At 73.6% G+C, this 2,941-nt stretch carries 2 protein-coding genes; both read right to left on the bottom strand.

The features are described from left to right. Positions 1-76: 76 nt before the first annotated feature. Positions 77-1,618: a VWA domain-containing protein gene (locus tag ABD158_RS09265; RefSeq protein ID WP_344006380.1), complete on the bottom strand. Its 1,542-nt coding sequence runs from the start codon at positions 1,616-1,618 to the stop codon at positions 77-79. A 13-nt stretch (positions 1,619-1,631) separates the two neighbouring features. Continuing rightward, positions 1,632-2,867, bottom strand: coding sequence for an AAA family ATPase (locus tag ABD158_RS09270; protein ID WP_344006382.1), 1,236 nt, complete (start codon positions 2,865-2,867; stop codon positions 1,632-1,634). Positions 2,868-2,941 lie beyond the last annotated feature (74 nt).

Below are 2,941 nucleotides of genomic sequence, written 5' to 3' on the forward strand. Positions count from 1 at the left end.
CGGTAGGCGCCGTCGACGAGCGGCGCGAACGGGTCCAGGGGGGCGGGGTGGCCCGCGACGGCGGGCGCGCGCACGCTCACCGCGGCCGACCGGCCGGGACCTGGTCGGTCGCGCGGTCCAGGCCCGCGAGGTTGCGCACGACCTGGACCCGCGAGCACGACTCGGCGTACGCCGGGAGGTCGCAGCGGCCCAGCCCCCACGAGTAGCGGGGCTCGGGGGTCAGCCACACCGTCTCCCGCGCGCGGCGGGTCAGCTCCTCGAACGCGCCGAGCCCGGGGTCGCGGCCGTTGCTGCGGCCGTCGCCCAGCACGACCAGCGTGGTCCGACGGGTCACGGCGCCGCCGAACTGCTCGAGGAAGGTGGAGAAGACGTGGCCGTAGTCGGAGTCGGCGTCGACGTCGAGCACCCCGCCCGCGGGCAGTCCGGACAGCACCAGCGAGAGGGCCTCGTCGGTGCGGTGCTCGGCGAACAGGTCGGTGGTCTCGACGACGTCGCGGACGAACGCGAACGTCCGCACCGAGGCGGCGACCGCCTGCAGCCCGTGGACCAGGTGGAGCGTGAAGCGGGCGGTGGAGCGCACCGACAGCGACACGTCGCACAGCACGAGCAGGCGGGGCCGGTCCTCGACCTTGCTGACGGTGACGGGCCGGAACGGCACGCCGTCGTAGCGCATGTTGGAGCGCATGGTCCGGCGCCCGTCGACGGTGCCGCGGGCGGAGGCCTTGCGCCGGGGCCGGGGGGCGCCGTGCAGCGAGCGCAGGAGCCGCCGCAGCGACTCCTCGAGCGCCGCGCGCTCGGCCTCGTCGATGGTCTCCGACTGCGCGGCGGTGATCTCGCGCTCCTCGACCTCGAGGTCGGCGGCCATCAGCTTCTCGAGGTGGTCCTTGAGGCGCTCGGGCAGGGAGGCGAGGAACGGGGCCAGGGCCTCGCGCAGCTGGGCCAGCGAGGCCGCGTGCTCGGGGTCGACGTCGTCGGTCTCGTCCTCGGCGGCGTCGAGCCACGCCAGCAGCGTCATCTCCTCCGCCACGGTCAGCTCGGTCTCGAGCTCGAGGCCCGGCCGCCCGGCGAGCTCGCCGGGGTTGCCGGGGTTGTGCATCCGCTGGGTCGACAGCTGCACGCGGGCGGCCTCGCCCATCGAGGTGTCGGTGTCGTCGGAGAACACGATCTCGTCGGTCATCGAGGCCATGTCGATGCGGTTGGCCTCCTGGTGCAGGTTGTACTGCTGGGCCATGTCCTCGGGGTCGAAGAACTCCTTGATGTCCTTCGGCTTGTCGTGGCTGTGGCCCTCCTGGGGGGTCTCGCCGGGGTCGTCGGACAGCGAGAACGACTCGAGCTCGCCGTCGTCGGACAGGTCGTCGTGGCCGTGGCCGTGGCCGTGGCCGGCCTCGTCCTCCGCGACCCGCTCGAGCCCGAAGAAGCGGTCGAAGACCCGCTCGAAGGTGGCGAGGTCCCGGCGGTCCTTGACCAGGCAGACCGCGAGGGCCGACTTGAGGACGGCCCGGTCGTCGAGCACCCCGGGGGTGGCGACGGCGTGCATCGCGTCGATCGCCTCGGCGGTGCTGACGCGGACGCCGTGCAGTCGCAGCCACCGGATGAACCGGTGCAGCGCTCCCTCCATGGCCGGGCCTCCCTCAGACCGGTCGCTTGCGCGTGCCGGGGGCGAAGGAGCGCGAGCCCTGGCCGGCGGGCACCGCGCGGCTGCCCGGCGAGCGCCCGGGGGTCGAGGTCGACCCGTAGTAGGCCTCGTCGTGACGGCCGGGGGCGTCCTTCGACGCCCGCTTCTCCTTGCCGGAGGGGCCGCCGAGGTCGTCGTCGGCGTCGGGCGCCGGGGTGCGGGGAGGCGTCCGGGGCGCGGGGGCCTGGGGCTCGTCCTCGTGCCCGTGGCCGTGCCCGTGGCCGTGCCCGTGACCGGTCAGCGAGTCCGGCACGGACGCGTTCGGGTCCGACAGCGCCGGCACCTCGCGGAGCGCGCGGGCCAGGTCGCGCTCGTACTTGACCACCACGTTGAGGGTGGACGAGAGCACGTCGGCGGACAGCTCGGAGACGCCGAGCACGGCGAGCGTGCGCGCCCAGTCGATGGTCTCGGAGATCGACGGCGCCTTGCGCAGGTCGAGCTCGCGCAGCTGGCGGACCACCTCGACCAGCCGGACCGCGAGGGTCTCCGACAGGCCGGTGTCCTTGCTGGCGATGATGTCGAGCTCGCGCTGCGCGGCGGGGTAGTCGAGGAACAGGTGCAGGCAGCGTCGCTTGAGGGCCGCGGACAGGTCCCGGGTGTTGTTGGAGGTGAGCACGACGTAGGGGATGTGCTCGGCGACCACGGTCCCGATCTCGGGGATGGAGACCTGGTACTCCGCGAGCAGCTCGAGCAGCACGGCCTCGAGCGCCTCGTCGGCGCGGTCGACCTCGTCGATGAGCAGGACGACGGGCTCGGGGGAGGTGATGGCCTCGAGCAGCGGCCGCGGGGCGAGGAAGCGGTCGGAGAAGAAGACGCTGTCCTGGGCGGCGATGCGGTCGACCGCCTCGGGGATCGTCGAGGTGTCCTCGACGATCTGGCCGATCTTCTCGCGCAGGATCTGGGTGTAGAGCAGCTGCTTGCCGTAGTCCCACTCGTAGAGGGCCTTCGTCTCGTCCTGGCCCTCGTAGCACTGCAGGCGCAGCAGCCGGCGCCCGGTGACCGCCGCCAGGCTCTGCGCGAGCTGGGTCTTGCCGACCCCGGCGGGGCCCTCGAGCAGCACCGGCTTGTCGAGGCGCGTCTGCAGGAACACCGTCGTGGCGAGCCGCTCGTCGGTGAGGTAGCCCGCGGCGGCGAACCGCTCCTCCACGTCCGCGACGGAGGCGAACTCGGGCTCGTCCTGGCTGCTGGTCAACGCGTCTCCTCGGGTGGCGTGGCGTGGTGGGGCGGGGCGGTGGGACGTGGTCGCCGGTGGCCGGGACGACGGGG

It is taken from the genome of Nocardioides lentus (assembly GCF_039529515.1).
Lineage (GTDB): Bacteria > Actinomycetota > Actinomycetes > Propionibacteriales > Nocardioidaceae > Nocardioides > Nocardioides lentus.

Bases quoted from the DNA above. Each gene is read 5' to 3' on its own strand.
- ABD158_RS09265 (WP_344006380.1), bottom strand. From the start codon at position 1,618: ATGGAGGGAGCGCTGCACCGGTTCATCCGGTGGCTGCGACTGCACGGC.